Consider the following 17112-nt stretch of genomic DNA (forward strand, 5'->3'; position numbering starts at 1 on the left):
ACTTAATATGTATTCGATAATTTCCGTATAATGTATGCAATCATTTCATGGATAGGTTCATCATTCACTTTAGACAGGACATTGGGCTGTAATAACTGAACTTTCTTTACCTTATAATAATCATATAAGGCCTGCTGAATTGAAAGTCCCTCCTCTGTTAAGAAGTTCGGATCAACTAAGCGGCGAAATGTTACCTCATCCTGCATGATAATGAGGGAAGCATTCAACGAATGAAATATCCCTTCGTCCATTCCCTTTTTATAAAATGTCTTGATGCTTTCTAATCTCTTCTTACGAGCTACCATCATTTCTTCATATTGCTGCGGAAAGCTTGCTTTCAAATCATTCAAAAAAGCCTCTGATGCATAAATGGTCGACAGTACACCCTGTTGAAAGAGCTTCTGGAAACGATAAGTAAAGGACAAATCATCATTTAAAACCATTTGATCAATTTCTTGAATATAATCAAGGTAATGATTAGCCACCTCTTGAATGATATCCTCTTTTGAAGAAAAATAATTATATAAAGTCGCTTTACTGACATTCATAATTCGGGCCATTTCTTGGATTTTTAAAGAGTGAAACCCTTGACTACTTATAACATTCAGAAGCTTTCTTGCATAAATCCTTCTTAGTTCAATCCGCTGTTGAGGTTCAATTCTCCGCACCCTACTCCCCCCCTTTTCCGCACAATTATAACATAACCGTCTTCTTACTTTAGACACCTTAAATCATTTTAGTTTATAAAGTTAAATGATGTTGTTACCTTGCGGGGAAGCAAAACATTCAAATAGACGGCAAACAATACATTGAAGTAGTCGTAACAGTTCCTGCTCAAAGTACAAAAGAAGTCACGATTCAGTAGTAAGCTAATTAAAGCCCCCTTGAATACTCTCAAGGGGGCTTCCATTATTATTGTTTACTCCATTTACTTTCGATATCGACACCTGCGTCCTTAATTAAGTTATACACTGGACATCTACGTTCTACTTCTTCTTTCAATACTTCTAATCGCTCATCACTTTCATTTGTTTTTATTTTTACTTCAAAGTTCACTGTTTGGAAATGCGGTGATACACCCTCTACGCCCATTAATCCTTGCAAATCAAGCGTACCATCATTTGCAAAATCAACAGCTTCAAAAGAAAATTTTTGTTCTCTCGCAATCAAGGCAATCATGACAGATGTACAGCTTGTTAAAGCACCTAACACATATTCAACAGGATTAGGACCTTCATCTGTTCCACCGAGATTTTTCGGTTCATCTACTAGAAAATCTTCGAAATCTCTCACTGAAATTGATGTTTTTAATCCTCCTAACCATTTTCCTGCTGATTCGACCTTTAATAATTGTTTTGTTGACATTATATCTCCCCCTGATATCCAAGTAATTTTATAGACTTTATTATATTACGAAGATTCAGAAGAGTAAATGCATAATATTTTCTATTTTCTAAATTTTCAACCTCCAAATATGTTTGTGATCAAATTTGTAATCATGATTTCATTTATGTATACGTGATCACTTATTTGTATACATCCCTTCATATCAATAAGCATTCATATTTGTATACTTGTAAACATAATTGTGTTCATACGGAATACAGTTTGTATACATGTTTTCTTTTCTGTAAACATTAAGAAGATAAAAATAGAGAGCTTCTTTCAGCTCTCTATACCCCTTATTCTAATTATTCATTTTTGAAAGGAAGCCACCAAGTAAGTCATCATCGTCTTCTTCATCTTCCTGCTCTTCTTGTGCTGCATGTAAATCTTCTTTTATTTCATCTAAGTTAAAGTTACTTAAATCATCCTCTAGCTCATCTGAGTGTTGTTGGATTTCTTCTGCCTGTTCTTCTTTCTCCTCATCTATATGGGAAGGCGTAGGGATATTTTCTTGAAGATATAGTGCTTCATCAATATCGGTTGTATTGCTGTTTAGAGAAGCTAGTAATGCTGTAGCTCGTATTGGGTCAGCTAATAATTGATGAAGAATGCTACCAATAAGTGCTTCTGAATGCTCATGCTTCAGCCAATTTCGCTGTGCTTTTGTCAGTTGCTGCGGCATTGGAATCGTTACTGTTTCTCTTTCTTTGGAGAGCGATTCACTAACTCCTTTGAGAACGAACTCTGCAATTTTACTTGAAAAGTTCCTTCTTTCCGTTTCTTTTAATCTTTGTAATTGCTTAATGAGGTGATCAGGCGTATCAGAGGGGATGCGAAATGTAATCGCTTGCCCCCGCTGAATGCCTTTACCTGATTGACTCATACAATCACCCTATTTAGAAACAGAAGCTTGATGTTTTTGATGTTTGTTATGCTTCCCATTCTGCTGATTATGATTGTCGTTTTTGCGTTCCATTTCTTTTTGATTTTTTCTCGCGAAATCAGAAATCAATTTATAATAAGCATTTGCCATCATCCAGATGCTTTCCTTCTCATCTTCAAAGAAATCGATGTTAAAACCATCTAAGTTATTATTTAATGTTTTCAAGTAATCCTTCAAGACACTTGAACCACCGCCAACGAAATAGCAAATTTCTGTTTGAGAGTTTCTCTGCCAAACATTACGTAAATAGCGATACTGCTTTTTCGCTAATTCTAATAAAATACGATCCGTAATATCATGAACGCTTGTCCGGCTTCCTCTCACCATGATATGGTTCCGGTCATTCTTTCTTGTAATAATATCCACGACATCTCTACGACTATCTAATTCGACACCGTGTTTTGAACGAATTTCCTCACGAATGGCTTCTAATGATTCAGACACACCAAGGTTAAACCCTTGCGCTTTATCATCATCAACATTTCGGTTGCGAATGACCGCGATATCTGTTGATAGTCCACCGATATCTTGGATAAGAATGCGCTTATCGATTAAGTCTTTGTTAATGATGTTCAGGTCGTTATCCATGACAAGGTTGATATATGCTGCAAAACCCTCTGGATATATTTTGACTTCATCAAATTTAATGTTTACTTTCAATCCTTGATATTTCGGTGTAACAAGAAACTCAACCTGATGCACAGAACCTAGCAGCTGTGCCCGGTAGCCAACATCTTTTCCTTCTTTAACTTCTCTAAGTGGTAAGCCTGTTCCGAGCGTATAGTTCGCATCAATGATATTACTCATTTTTTTGAACTCATGATTGTTACCTTCATTTACCGCGTCTAATGCAATAGAAGCAAATAACATAATGAGTGTTTGGTCCTCTTCAGATTTGCTGCTGCCAGGATCTAGTTCAGTTGAATTTGAACTCTTTGTTGCTAAGTTTCCGACACGATAGATTGCATTATTCTCTTGTAAAGCAGGTGAGTGAACACGGATATGTATGTTATCAAGTGGGTCCTTTTCATCTAAATCTTCAATTCCAATGACAGGTCGGTCCTCAATATCTCTTGCTACTACATTCGGTATGTACAAGTCAGAGTCTAACTTTCCAAACAATGCTTTAACGGCATCATTACCTACATCAATCGCTGCTATTCTAGAATTACTCACAATACATCATTCCTTTCTATATCGTACTCATCACAAGATTCGTATCGCTTATCGATTTTTCGTATCAAAAAATAGAAAGGAATGACGCTTAGTTTTCGTTTACTTTTATGTACACTTGTTTTCATTTATGTATACATTTAAACGGTAATTGTACACCTCCTATAAAACCAGTAAGCGTACTCATTTGTTTACAAGTATACATCTTTGTATTCAATATGTTTTCTTGTTGTGTACTTGTAATCTTTTTTATATTCAATGGATTTTCTACCTAGAAACAAACCGATTTCCCTTTTCCCAAAAACGCCATGGATAATCTTTTGCCTCCCCACTGTTGGCAATTCCAATCCGTGGGCCTGCTACAATCTCTTTAACTTCGCGTCCTTCGGCGATGTAGAGCGGACTTTCAGAGAAAGACCTTCCGTAATCACTTTTTGTAATGCCAAGCGCTTTTGTCAGCTTGCCTGGTCCGCTTGTAAGGTCTGTTTCTTTTTTATTCCTTCCTCGTCGCTCATACATTAGCTCAATCCCCATATGAGGTTCTACAGCTCGAATAAGCACAGCCTCTGGCTTGTCCACTCCTTCACTCACTACGTTTACTAAACAATGCGTATGCATGACATACGTATAGACATTGCCCGGCAATCCGAACATAATTTCAGTCCGCGCTGTCCGTCTATTGTTATAACTATGTGCAGCTCGATCCATCGGTCCTATATAAGCTTCTGTTTCTACAATCCATCCTGAAGCTGTCCCCTCTTCTGTTTCTTTCACAAGAAGCTTCCCTAACAAGTCTTTCGCTAATTCAAGTGTAGGCTTTTCGAAATAGGATTGTTCTAACGGCTTTAAATCCACAAGCTCACCTCCAAAAATCTCTCCAATAAAAATAAAACTGTATGAAAGTGATATACGTCACATCCAATTAAAGATTTTACCATTAATATTAGCTTAATAAGAGTGTTGAAAGGGTGAACAAATATGAGTAATAAGAATCATACGGATAGTAATTTAAAAGGGACATTAGTAAGTGTTTTTGTACTCGGCTTCATTATTCTTGCAATGTGGTTTGGTGCTTATGCACTTTATTTAACACGTTAAACGCATTTCATTAAATAGAAAAAGGTGATTTTATGCATTTCCATAAATATGAAAAAATCTGGTTAACTTTCGGTATTTTTTCATTGGTTTTATTTTTAAGTATTGTTGGCGTTAGTGCCTTTGCCTTTGACCACCATCCATCTGGTGGCCTCGAAACAATTGATCCTGAGAAAGTGGCCCAAACACCTCCTTTTGATAATCCAGGAGTTAAAAAGATTGATGAAGACACCTATGAAGTGGCAATTGTCGCTCTAACATTCGGCTACAAACCTAACAAAATTGAAGTTCCTGTAGGTAAAAAAGTCATTTTCAAAGTAACGAGCCCGGATGTTACTCACAGCTTTTCGATCGTTAATACAAATGTAAATATGATGGTTGTGCCCGGCCAAGTCAACACAAAAAGCTATACCTTTAAAGAGCCCGGAAATTATTTAATTATCTGTAATGAATACTGTGGTACAGGGCATGAATTTATGAAAACCGCAATTGAGGTGGTTGAGGAATGAAAACAATAATTGGTGTACATGACCGAAGATTAGCACTATCACATATTGGCGTCGCCTATATTGCCTTTTTAATTGGTACGTTTTGCGGGTTACTCCAAGTATTTATAAGAAATGATGCCTTGGAGCTGCCAGCTTGGCTTAATTATTATCAAATCCTGACTGCTCATGGCGTTTTACTTGCACTTGTTTTTACAACCTATTTTATCTTTGGATTCTTAATCTCTGGTATGAGCAAAACATTAGGAGACTTCGGACCAAAGGTGCGTTTATTTTCATGGATTGGTTTTTATGTCACAACGCTTGGTACAGTATTAACTACAATTATGATTGTATCCGGTGAAGCTTCTGTTTTATATACATTTTATGCTCCATTGCAAGCAAGTGGCTGGTACTATGTCGGCTTAGCCTTGTTTGTTGTTGGTACTTGGATTTGTGGATTTGCTTTAATCGGCCATTATATGACGTGGAAGAAAAAGAATCCAAAACAAATTAGTCCATTGTTTGCGTTCATGACTGTCGCAACCATTATTCTTTGGGTAATTGCCTGCCTTGGTGTAGTTGCAACTGTTTTGTTCCAGTTTATCCCTTGGGCGTTTGGCTGGGTTGATACCATCAATGTGGAACTGAGCCGTTCACTCTTTTGGTATTTCGGTCATCCACTTGTGTACTTTTGGCTGCTTCCTGCTTATATGGCATGGTATGTCGTCATTCCGAAAATCGTTGGCGGAAAAGTGTTTAGTGATTCACTTGCACGACTATCATTTATTTTGTTTATCCTATTCTCGATTCCTGTTGGCTTCCACCACCAGCTCGTTGAACCTGGGATTGCAAGCTTTTGGAAGTTCCTGCAAACATCCTTAACATTTATGGTAATTATCCCTTCATTAATGACTGCTTTTTCAATCTTTGCTACTTTTGAGCTTGCAGGAAGAGCGAAAGGCGCGAAAGGATTATTCGGTTGGTTTTTCAAGCTGCCGTGGAGAGATGTTCGTTTTACTTCTATCTTTATTGCAATGCTTTTCTTCATTCCAGGTGGAGCAGGCGGAATCATTAATGCAAGCTTTCAGCTAAATGAAGTCATTCATAACACACTTTGGGTTGTTGGTCACTTCCATATCACAGTTGGGACACCTGTCGCCATGACGTTCATGGGCTTAACATTCTGGTTGGTTCCTTACTTAACAGGACGAACAATGACGAAAACAATGCAAAAGCTTGCATTTATTCAAATTATAACGTGGTCAATCGGGATGTTATTAATGTCCACATCACAGCACATTTTAGGCTTATTAGGTGCACCAAGACGTACAGCATATTCTGCTTATAACGACCATCCAGCTGCTTTAGAATGGTTTAACGGAATTCTTTCAAACCACGTCACAATGGCGATTGGCGGTTCAATTCTTTTCTTATCAGCTATGCTGTTAATTTACATTGTTGTCTATTCTTACTTCTTAGCACCAAAAGTTATAAAACTAGAAGATCAAGTCGAGTTCCCGCTTGCTGACAGCGACACTGAAGCTACACCTAAGTTCTTAGAGAACTGGTGGATTTGGATTGGCATTTCATTTGTACTAATTGCAATCGCTTATACAATTCCATTATCAGATATGATTCAACATGCACCACCAGGGTCAAAAGGATTTAGAACATGGTAGGAGATGAGGAGATATGGGGTTTACTGTAACTTTTGCTTTAATCATTGTTAGTATGCTATTAACTATCATGTTAGTAGAGCTTAATACTACAGAAGAATAATAACGATTAAAAAACCGAGGGCTTAATTTTAGCTCTCGGTTTTTAATCATGCCTAAGGCAGTTCAGTTGTTCCCATTAAATAGCGGTCACACTCTCTAGCAGCTTCTCTTCCCTCATTGATTGCCCAAACAATTAAGCTTTGTCCTCGACGCATATCACCTGCTGCAAACACACCTTCGACATTTGTTTTATACTTTCCGTACTCTGCTTTTACAGTGGAACGCTCCCCTGTTTTAACACCGAGCTGTTGAATAAGTTCTTGTTCAGGCCCGCTGAATCCAATTGCGAGCAGAATGAGATCCGCTGGCCATACTTTTTCTGTACCTGGGATCTCCTCACGTAGTCGATTCCCATCTTCATCTATTGTTAGCTTGACACCTATTGTATGGACTTCTTTCACATGTCCATTTCCATCGCCGACAAACTTTTTTGTCATCACAGCATATGCACGCGGGTCATCACCGAATACCGCAGCCGCTTCCTTCTGACCATATCCAACACGGTGAATGATCGGCCATTGCGGCCAAGGATTATTTTCAACATCTCTAACAGATGTTTTCTTATCATAGATATCAAATTGCGTTAAGCTTTTGCAATTATGTCTAATAGAAGTGGCAATACAATCCGTCCCTGTATCTCCGCCTCCGATCACAATGACATCCTTATCCCTTGCAGAGAGATAATTGCCATCTTCTAGGTTCGAATCTAACAAACTCTTCGTATTCGCATGCAGAAAATCCATCGCATAATGAATCCCTTTCAGCTCCCGACCTTCTACTTCTAAGTCACGATGGACGGTTGCCCCTCCGCATAACACACTTGCATCAAATTCTTCCTGAAGCTTTTCTGACGGGTAATCCTTGCCTACCTCTGTATTGGTAACAAACTCAATTCCTTCTTCCTCTAAAATATCAACACGCCGTTTTACGATATCATATGAAAGCTTCATCTCTGGAATCCCGTATGTTAACAAACCACCAACTCGGTCATTGCGTTCAAATACAGTAACTTTGTGTCCAGCCTTATTAAGCTGAGCTGCTGCTGCAAGCCCTGCAGGTCCCGACCCAATAACAGCTACTTTTTTGCCTGTACGGCTTTTCGGCGGTTCGGGCACAACCCAGCCTTCTTCAAAGCCTTTTTCAATAATGGAGCGTTCAACGGCCTGGATCGCCACAGGTGGTTCGTTAATTCCTAACACACACGCTCCTTCACACGGTGCAGGACATGCGATGCCTGTGAATTCAGGAAAATTATTTCGTTCATGCTCCTTCTTCAACGCTTCTTTCCATTGCCCCCGGTAAACAAGGTCGTTCCACTCTGGAATTAAGTGATTTACCGGACATCCTGTTGTGCCTCCGCTCAATTCCATTCCTGAATGACAGGTCGGCACACCGCAGTCCATACAGCGTGCCCCTTGCAATTGTACCTCTTCTTCTGACATCGGAAGAGTATAGTCTTCCCAGTCAACTGTCCGTTCTGAAGGGTCACGTTCATGTCTTGGCTGGCGTTGATATTCCATAAATCCAGTTGGCTTTCCCATCGTATCCCCTCCTTTTAATTTAAGCTTTCACCGCTTTTTTGCTTTCTTCAAATGCTGTCATTTCTGCTTCAAATTTATTAAGACCGCTTTCTTTCAATTCGTTAATTCGTTCATTCATTTCAAGATATGCTATCGGGATCACACGAACAAATTTCGGAATGAAAGCCTCCCAATTTTCTAAGATCCTCTTACCGTTTGCACTTCCCGTATAGTGCACATACCTTTCAATCATTTCCTGCAATGCTTGTATTTCTTTCTCATCTGATAATGCTTGAAGGTGAACGAGCTCCTTGTTGCACTTTGTTTCAAAAGGCTCGTCCGAATCATTCAGAACATAAGCAACTCCACCAGACATCCCTGCAGCAAAGTTTCTGCCTGTTGAACCTAAGATAACGACTTTTCCGCCTGTCATGTATTCACATCCATGGTCGCCGATGCTTTCGACAACGACATTCGCACCACTGTTACGCACACAAAAGCGTTCGCCCGCTGCGCCGTAAATATAAGCTTCTCCAGACGCTGCACCGTACAAGGAAACATTTCCGATCACCGTATTCGTTTCTGGGACGAAGGTAGACTTAGGCGATGAGTGTACAATGATTTTGCCGCCTGATAACCCTTTTCCTACATAATCATTGGCATCTCCTATAAGTCTTAGTGTCATTCCCCGCGGAATAAATGCACCAAAGCTTTGACCTGCCGAGCCTCTAAAGGTTAAGCGAATCGTATCTTCAGGTAACCCTTCCGCTCCATATCGTCTTGTAATTTCACTACCGAGAATAGTTCCTGTTACCCGGTTGATGTTTCGAATCGAAGTTGTCGCTTCAACTGGTTCTTTGTTTTCGATTGCTTTCTTACACAATGGGATTAATTCCTGTGTATCTAACTTCTCATCGAGTTGATGATCTTGTTCGATCATTGCATATTTACCAACCGTTTCAGGAACTTCAGGCTGATGAAGAAGCGCTGATAAATCAATCCCTTTTGCTTTCCAATGGTTAATCGCTGTATTTGCTTCTAAGACATCCGTTCTTCCGATCATTTCATTTATTGTTCTAAACCCTAACTCAGCCATCAGCTCTCTCGCTTCAGCTGCAATAAAACGCATGAAATTCGCTACATGCTCAGGATCACCGGTAAATTTCTTTCTCAACTCAGGATTTTGCGTCGCCACACCCACAGGACACGTATCAAGATGACATACGCGCATCATAACGCATCCGAGGACAACAAGGGGTGCTGTTGAAAAACCATATTCCTCAGCCCCAAGTAATGTTGCGATCACAATATCTCGTCCCGTCATCATTTTTCCATCTGTTTCTACGACAATTCGATCACGAAGATGATCCAGTACAAGTGTCTGATGCGTTTCAGCTAAACCAATTTCCCAAGGCAGTCCTGTATGCTTAATACTCGTCCGCGGAGCAGCACCTGTTCCCCCGTCATAACCGCTAATTAAGACGAGATCTGCTCTTCCTTTTGCTACACCTGCAGCAATTGTTCCTACACCTACTGCAGAGACTAGCTTAACACTGATCCGTGCTTTTGGATTCGCGTTTTTCAAATTATGAATCAGTTCCGCAAGGTCTTCGATTGAATAAATATCATGATGCGGCGGTGGAGAAATCAATTCCACACCTGTTGTTGAGCCTCTGACTTCTGCAATCCACGGATACACCTTTTTCCCTGGCAGGTGCCCACCTTCTCCAGGCTTTGCACCTTGGGCAATTTTAATCTGAATTTCATCGGCGTTCACAAGGTAATGACTTGTTACCCCGAATCGTCCAGAAGCAATTTGTTTAATCGAGCTTCGGCGTGAGTCACCATTTTCATCAGGGGTAAAACGTGCCGGGTCTTCTCCACCTTCGCCTGTATTACTGCTCCCGCCTATTCGGTTCATCGCCACAGCAAGTGCTTCATGAGCTTCTTGGCTGATTGAACCATATGACATCGCCCCAGTCTTGAACCTCTTGCAAATCTCCTCAACAGACTCCACTTCTTCTAATGGGACAGGCTCACGTTTTTTAAAGGAGAGCAGGCCGCGAAGAGATTGTAAATTATTTTTCTCATCTGTCAGTAGCTTTGAATATTGCTTAAATAGCTCATAATCATTTGAACGACAAGCATGCTGAAGCATATGAATGGTTTGCGGATTGTACTGGTGATCTTCACCATCCTCGCGATATTGGAACTCATCGCCTGAATCTAATGCTTTTTCAACGCTTCTCCCTTTACTGAATGCTCTGCTGTGCCTCATGAGCACTTCCTTCTCAATAATATCTAAGCCGATCCCGCCTAGCCTTGAAGCCGTTCTCGTAAAATATCGTTCAATAACATCTGAGTGGATCCCAACCGCTTCAAAAATTTGTGCACCGCGGTAGCTTTGGAACGTGGAAATCCCCATTTTCGATAAAATCTTTAAGACACCTTTTGTTGCTGCCTTAATATATTTCTCCACTGCTTCTTCAAGCGAAGTGACAGGTAAATCATTCTTTTCAAGCAGATCCCCTAATGAATCAAATGCTAAGTAAGGGTTGATCGCTTCTGCTCCATATCCAATCAACGCTGCAAAATGATGGACCTCGCGTGGTTCAGCTGACTCAATCAGAATGCTTACCTTTGTTCTTGTCCTGCTTCTAATCAAATGATGATGTAAGCCTGAGACAGCAAGCAAGGCTGGAATCGCCGCATACTCTGCATCGACTCCACGATCAGATAAGATTAATAGCGTTGTACCTTCTTCAATTGCTTGCTCAGCTTGTTCAAACAGCCGTTCCAATGCTTGTTCCATTGCACCTGGTTCTGTCGCCTTGAATAAGATTGACAGCGTTGTAGAAGTTAACCCATCAACGCTTTGCTGACGCAGTTTCTCAAGCTGAGAGTTTGTAAGGATCGGTGTTTCTAAGCGGATATGCCGGCAGCACTCTGGTCCTGGCTGTACAAGGTTTCCTTCCGCTCCAATAGTCGTGCCCACAGCTGTTACAATTTCCTCCCGAATCGCATCAATCGGTGGATTCGTTACTTGAGCAAAGAGCTGCTTGAAATAGTTATACAGAAGCTGAGGCTTTTTTGATAAAACGGCAAGCGGTGAGTCATACCCCATTGAGCCGACTGGATCTTTTCCGTCAGACACCATTGGTTTCAAGATCTTATTCAGTTCCTCAGTCGTATAACCAAATGCTAGCTGCTGGTCAACCAGCTGTTCACCTCTTGTCACTCCTGTTTCTTCAGCAGGGTCTGGCAAATCATCGAGGTCCAGCATATTCTCAGCAATCCATTCCCCATAAGGTTCTTCTTTTGCAATTTGCATCTTAATCTCTTCATCTGGAATGATTTCGCCTTTCTCCAAGTCAACTAACAGCATTTTACTAGGATGAAGCCGCTCTTTGTATTCAATTTCATCATCAAAGAAGTCCAATGCCCCGACTTCCGAACCAAGCACAATCATGCCGTCCTTTGTCACATAATAACGTGCAGGTCGCAGGCCATTCCGGTCTAAACATGCACCAATTTGCTTTCCATCTGTAAAGACTAATGCCGCAGGACCGTCCCACGGCTCCATTAATGTACTATGGTATTCATAGAAGTTCTTCTTCTCTTCATCAATTGTTTTATCATTTGCCCAAGGTTCAGGCACCATCATCATGGCCGAATGTGCAAGTGAACGGCCTGATAAATGAAGAAATTCAAAACAATTATCAAACATCGAAGAGTCACTGCCATTGGAATCAATAACAGGTAGGATTTTTTGCAAATCTTCTTGATTAAAATACTCTGATTCACAAAGCGCCTGTCTTGCTCTCATCCAATTGACATTGCCTCGTATTGTATTAAATTCACCATTGTGGATTGTATAGCGATTTGGATGGGCTCGTTTCCAGCTTGGAAACGTGTTTGTGCTGAAGCGTGAGTGAACTAATGCGAGTGCTGATTTGAAATCAGGGTGATTCAAATCGATGTAAAATGAGTCCAATTGTTCTGGAATAAGCATGCCTTTATAGACGATTGTACTCGTCGATAAACTGCTTATGTAGAAATCATCATGCCCTTCCATACTTGAAATCTCAATTTCTGCTCGTTTGCGAATGATATAGAGTCTTCTTTCAAACGCCATCCGGTCGTTCAGCTCATCTGACGGGGCAATAAACACTTGTCGAATGTACGGCTGTGCTTTCTTCGCGTTCTCCCCAACGAACGACCCATTTATCGGCACTCTGCGCCAGCCGAGAAGCTTCTGACCCTCTTCTTCAATTACTCTCTCAAATATGTCTACACTATTTGCTCTTACTTCATCATCCTGCGGAAGAAAAACCATGCCAATTCCGTACTTTCCTTCTTCAGGAAGATAGATTTCTTCTTTTTCACATTGCTTTTGAAAGAAATGGTGAGGAATTTGCGTAAGAATACCGGCTCCATCTCCTGTATTGATATCCGCTGATTGTCCGCCTCTATGCTCTAAGTTACAAAGAATCGTGACAGCATTTTCGACGATATTATGTGATTTCGTACCATTAATATTAGCGATCATCCCAATTCCGCAAGCCTCATGTTCATTTTCTGGATGGTATAAGCCTTGTGGAACTGGATATCCATGCTTTCTCATCGTTGCATCCCTCCTCTAATATTTGAAGATACCCCTTTCCGTTCTCAAAAATGCTAAAATTCTGTCTTTTTTTATCAAGTATATCATGCAAAAATAGCTTCAATACAGCTCAAGCCATGAACTGGTCATATAGTCCTTTCATCTGTTACAAAAAGACAGCGCTTACATTATCCCTTTTGTACCAAGGCTTAAGAGCTCCTGTATCAATTGTTTAAGAAGGTTGTATCAAAAGGAGGTAGGAGATTAGAAGCAATTCGAAATTAAACGAAATAGCATAAGAAAACCACCTGAACATACATTCAGATGGCTATCATTGAAGCTACTCACACACTATGATTTCCCGAGCAAACGGGCCTACACGTCTCTTCCTGACAATACAGCGGTCGACAATCGTAAATCCCGCTCTTTCAATAATCGAATCAATCGGTTCAATTGTGACGACAACTAACTTACTTGCAAATCTACGTGCACTTTCAAGGATTTCAAGCTGCTGCGTCGGTGTTATTTCTGAACATAAGTTGTATGGCATATCAATAATCGCGGCATCATAATCATTCGTAACCTCTCGAATGTCACGAAGCTCTACTTCTCCTTCAAGACCAAAATATGCAATGTTCTCTCTAACACCTTCAATAATAAGCGGATTCAGATCACTGCCAACAATATCAATTCCCATTGACAGTGCTTCCACTAATACTGTCCCATTTCCACAGCAAGGATCGATTGCTTTAACCCCTGTTGGGTCTGGAACAGCAATATTCCCTACAGCTCTTGCGACACGCGTGCTAAGTGCTGTCGAATAACTTTGCGGCTTCCATTGATGCTGCAGCCAAACCGGTTCACTTTCGATATACGGACCGAAGACCCAGCTCCCGTCCATCTTGATAACGCCAAATAATTGGTCTGGCTGATGAAGATCAGCTGTACCAGGTATGTGCAGGCCAACCTCTCGTTCGATCTTACGTCGTTCTTGAAATCTGATTTTCTCATGTGATCCAAGTTCACTGCTTTGGATAAGACGTACTTTAAATGTGGCTTCAGAAGCTGGAAGCCTCCCAACCCTATCTATTAACTCTTGCAGGCTATCACCCTTAACGACGACATCAAGCCTTTCTTTTATAAATGGGCTTCGGCTTGGATCAATTTTTCGAGTGCTTTCTAATAGACCACCATTCGAATCCATTCCAAACAGCGAGCGCATTTCTAACCGGCATAGCGATCGCTCATTCTTATCACACGTATATGAGTAAATATAAGAGCTTGGTTCAAAGTTGAATAATGTTGATATAATCTCCAAATCCTTTCGTTTTTAAAAAATGCTACAAGCCATGCATCTCCGCTTCAGCCTTGTCCCAAGGTACTGTATACCCTTGTCCTTTGGAACAGAATATCGAAGAGGAGGTATACTTTGGATCTGCGTCTTTGTTATAACCGATCTTCTCAATCACTTCTGCTTCATTATGGCAGCGGTCATATCCCCCAAAGACGAGGCGAATTGAGCCTTTTCCTTGTGTTATCGCGGCGAATTCAGTTGTATAATCCATAAATGTGCTAACCGGCACTTTACCAGTGACGGCAACTTTATCGCCTATATTTTCAGGAGGATTGAAATGACCATGTGCTGTTTGGATATCAGACAATACTCTGCCAATATAATCCGTTTCTACAACGATCTTAAAGTCATAATACGGCTCAAGTAGGATATTGGTTGCCTTTTCTAACCCTTGCCGCAGCGCTCGGTATGTTGCCTCGCGAAAGTCTCCGCCAGACGTATGCTTATTATGGGCCTTGCCTGTTAGAAGTGTTACGTTCACATCGGTAAGCGGTGAACCAGTCAAAATCCCGTGATGTGCTCGTTCAAATAGATGATGACGAATTAAGTTCTGATGCCCGACTGTTAAATCATTTGCATGGCATTCATTTTCAAATGTTATACCACTGTTCCGCTCACTAGGTTCGATTCTCAAGTGCACCTCTGCATAATGGCCTAACGGTTCAAAATGACCGTATCCTGTTACATCTGCTTCAATGGTTTCTGCATACAGAATTTCCGGCTTATCGAATGTAACTTCAAAATGAAATCGTTCCTTTACAATGTGCTTCAGAACTTCCAGCTGAATCGGTCCCATGACATGAATATGAATCTCTTGAAAGCTCTCCTGCCACGTTACACGCAAAGAAGAATCCTCAGCGTCCAATAATTTAAAGCATTGGTAGACTTCCTTTATATTCAATGAAGGATCAACATTCACTTTCGACCTTAATGTTGGCACCATTTCATAATTTGATTGTCCTTTTAATTGACCAACACCATCCCCATCAGAAGCCATCGTTAATCCTGTTACCGCAAACAGCTCTCCCGCTTCTGCTTCTTCAACTGTCTTAAATTTATTACCGTTATATATTCTTATCTGTGTTACCTTTTCAGAAATAGACTTGCCGTCCCGCTCATAACTCATTTCATCCCTTACCTGTACACGGCCACTCAACGCTTTAATAAATGTCACTCTTGCCCCGTTCTCATCATGCCGAATCTTGTACACGCGCCCGGCAAACGGTTCTTCAGCTGAATAGCTTGTATCAGTTAACCGATCAACACTTTCAAAGAAATGGTCGATCCCGATATCTTGCAGGGCAGACCCACTGGCACAAGGGAAAATTTTATTATTCTTAATCAGATTTTTAAACGTTCGAAGCCATAATTTCAGCTCAAATCCTGCTTCAAGATACATTTCAAGCAAATGTTCATCTCGCTCTGCCACAAATTCAATCAGTTCTTCAGTCATTTCTCCGTTAGAAAAGGCGTTCGTTAGCTCACAAATATCCGCTGAAAAATTAGCGCGAATTTCTTCGATTACACGTGCCGGCTCCGCACCAACACGGTCTGTTTTGTTGATAAAGAAAAAAGTCGGCACTTCATGGTTGCGTAACAGCTGCCAAACGGTCTCCGTATGGCCCTGCACCCCTTCAACAGCACTTAGAATCACAATTGCATAATCCATTACTTGAATCGAACGTTCCATCTCTGGAGAGAAATCGACATGCCCAGGCGTATCAACCACATAATAAGTAGAGCCATTATATGATATGACACCTTGGTCCGAGAAAACCGTAATACCTCGTTCCTTCTCGATCTCATGGCTGTCTAAGAACGTATCCTTATGGTCAACCCGCCCCCGCTGTCGAATGCTCTTTGTATGATAAAAGAGCTGTTCAGCAAATGTCGTCTTGCCGGCATCAACATGCGCTAATATCCCAATCGTCTTCTTCACTTCCAAAACCTCAATTCATGCTTAAATAACGAAATGTCTATTGCTATTATACACTTATGAAAAACTGACCTCACTTCACCGCCAGTTAGAAGCCCTGCCAATTTTCAATAAACAAATAAATCCCTGTGAATAACAAAATAAAATATGTAAACATCCGAAATAGGCGTTGATTAATCCGTTTAAATAACCGTTGACCTATATACAGTCCTAGCAATACAAGCGGTAGAGCAAAACCGCTTGAAATCCAAATGGTTTTATTCGTTCCAACAAACGTTATTTGAATAACTAAGCTCATCAAATAGATGAATAAGTAAAAGCCTAAAGTAGTGCCCCGTAATTTTTCTTTTTGCGTATTCGTTCCTGAAAAGTAAAGCAAGATAGGCGGACCGGGCATGCCTATACTGCTTGTCAATGACCCTGAGAGCCCTCCAACGACCAAATCTCTGTTCTTACTTTGCTCAACACGAAACTTTAAGATCAACAGCATGGTTAACAGCAGAATAATCAAGCTTATCCCCAGCTTCAGCTTGTTCATATCCAAAAATATAAAAATCAAAATTCCTACCGGCAAACCAGCAGCACTGCCTACTACAAATCGCTTTAATATACCGTAATCAATATCTTTTTTGATACTGCTTATTAATGCAATCGAGATAAACAACGATAAAATTAAATTAATCTGGATCGCTTCCCTCGGCTCAAACAGCAAAAGAAGAAACGGCGTAGCCAAAATCGAAAAGCCAAACCCCGTGCTGGTCTGTAATATTGATGCCAACAATATAATGACAATAAATAATCCAATATCCAAAGCCATCTACCCTTTATTATGATGT

13 protein-coding genes are annotated in these 17112 nt (G+C 40.6%); 3 read left to right on the top strand and 10 right to left on the bottom strand.

What is annotated here, in order from left to right; genetic code table 11:
- Positions 1-2: 2 nt before the first annotated feature.
- From LC040_16345 to LC040_16365, 5 genes are all read right to left on the bottom strand, one after another.
- Positions 3-668 carry a TetR/AcrR family transcriptional regulator gene (locus LC040_16345; protein WLR50809.1) on the bottom strand — a complete coding sequence of 222 codons (666 nt, stop codon included), beginning with the start codon at positions 666-668 and terminating at the stop codon, positions 3-5.
- A gap of 244 nt (positions 669-912) precedes the next feature.
- On the bottom strand, positions 913-1365 hold the full coding sequence (locus LC040_16350; protein WLR50810.1) for an OsmC family protein: 453 nt from the start codon (positions 1363-1365) through the stop codon (positions 913-915).
- 322 nt (positions 1366-1687) lie between these two features.
- Positions 1688-2269 (bottom strand): hypothetical protein, encoded by a 582-nt coding sequence (locus tag LC040_16355; protein WLR50811.1) that lies wholly within the window; start codon positions 2267-2269, stop codon positions 1688-1690.
- 9 nt (positions 2270-2278) lie between these two features.
- Positions 2279-3505, bottom strand: coding sequence for a ParM/StbA family protein (locus LC040_16360; GenBank protein ID WLR50812.1), 1227 nt, complete (start codon positions 3503-3505; stop codon positions 2279-2281).
- 264 nt (positions 3506-3769) lie between these two features.
- Entirely contained in the window at positions 3770-4357 is a 588-nt protein-coding gene (locus tag LC040_16365) for a DNA-3-methyladenine glycosylase (protein WLR50813.1), read from the bottom strand.
- Between the two features lie 123 nt (positions 4358-4480).
- Between LC040_16365 and LC040_16370 the strand changes: the two genes are divergently transcribed.
- The 3 genes from LC040_16370 to LC040_16380 are packed head-to-tail and all read left to right on the top strand — an operon-like array spanning position 4481 to position 6764.
- Positions 4481-4600 carry a cytochrome c oxidase subunit 2A gene (locus LC040_16370; protein ID WLR50814.1) on the top strand — a complete coding sequence of 40 codons (120 nt, stop codon included), beginning with the start codon at positions 4481-4483 and terminating at the stop codon, positions 4598-4600.
- A gap of 32 nt (positions 4601-4632) precedes the next feature.
- Positions 4633-5106: a cytochrome c oxidase subunit II gene (locus LC040_16375; GenBank protein ID WLR50815.1), complete on the top strand. Its 474-nt coding sequence runs from the start codon at positions 4633-4635 to the stop codon at positions 5104-5106.
- The gene (locus LC040_16380) at positions 5103-6764 is read left to right on the top strand and encodes a b(o/a)3-type cytochrome-c oxidase subunit 1 (protein ID WLR50816.1); all 1662 of its coding nucleotides are present in this window, start codon (positions 5103-5105) and stop codon (positions 6762-6764) included. The genes LC040_16375 and LC040_16380 overlap by 4 nt, the downstream gene beginning before the upstream one ends.
- A 152-nt stretch (positions 6765-6916) precedes the next feature.
- Here LC040_16380 and LC040_16385 read toward each other — a convergent pair whose 3' ends face one another.
- From LC040_16385 to LC040_16405, 5 genes are all read right to left on the bottom strand, one after another.
- The gene (locus LC040_16385; GenBank protein WLR50817.1) at positions 6917-8404 is read right to left on the bottom strand and encodes a glutamate synthase subunit beta; all 1488 of its coding nucleotides are present in this window, start codon (positions 8402-8404) and stop codon (positions 6917-6919) included.
- 19 nt (positions 8405-8423) lie between these two features.
- Complete coding sequence (gltB, locus tag LC040_16390; protein ID WLR50818.1) at positions 8424-13007, bottom strand: glutamate synthase large subunit; 4584 nt, start codon at positions 13005-13007, stop codon at positions 8424-8426.
- Between the two features lie 319 nt (positions 13008-13326).
- A complete protein-coding gene (locus LC040_16395; GenBank protein ID WLR50819.1) occupies positions 13327-14208 on the bottom strand; it encodes an RNA methyltransferase in 882 nt (293 codons plus the stop codon).
- Between the two features lie 118 nt (positions 14209-14326).
- A complete protein-coding gene (locus LC040_16400) occupies positions 14327-16279 on the bottom strand; it encodes a TetM/TetW/TetO/TetS family tetracycline resistance ribosomal protection protein (protein WLR50820.1) in 1953 nt (650 codons plus the stop codon).
- A gap of 85 nt (positions 16280-16364) precedes the next feature.
- Positions 16365-17087: a sulfite exporter TauE/SafE family protein gene (locus tag LC040_16405; GenBank protein ID WLR50821.1), complete on the bottom strand. Its 723-nt coding sequence runs from the start codon at positions 17085-17087 to the stop codon at positions 16365-16367.
- Positions 17088-17112 lie beyond the last annotated feature (25 nt).

Source organism: Bacillus tianshenii, from assembly GCA_020524525.2.
Lineage (GTDB): Bacteria > Bacillota > Bacilli > Bacillales > Bacillaceae_N > Bacillus_AV.